Source organism: Myroides sp. LoEW2-1 (genome assembly GCF_009767705.1).
Taxonomy (GTDB): Bacteria; Bacteroidota; Bacteroidia; order Flavobacteriales; family Flavobacteriaceae; genus Flavobacterium; species Flavobacterium album_A.
Genome location: NZ_WSPP01000251.1, coordinates 1 through 282 on the forward strand (window position 1 = coordinate 1; position 282 = coordinate 282).

The 282-nt window shown below is 31.6% G+C and carries 1 pseudogene; it reads right to left on the reverse strand.

The window, feature by feature from the left end:
- Positions 1-282, reverse strand: a pseudogene (locus tag GOQ24_RS13235) (hypothetical protein); the annotation flags it as partial.

Here is a 282-nt window from a genome sequence, read left to right on the forward strand (position 1 = left end):
GTTATCTTTTAAATAATTATTAATTACATCCTTGAACTTTTGATTCTTAACAATCGTATCAAAGTTATTCGCTACATCATCTACTACTGTTATCTTAACATCTGTTCCTGCCTCATTCTTATATGTATAGGTACCTTTTGTATCTGATGTTATCGTAGTTAAAGTTTCGTAATCCTTAACTACCTTAGACATATCTAAAGTCTGAGGGTTACCATCCTTATCTGTATAATTAAAGATGTGTTTGTCATTCTCAAAGGTATATGTAACTGTTCCTCCTGCTGG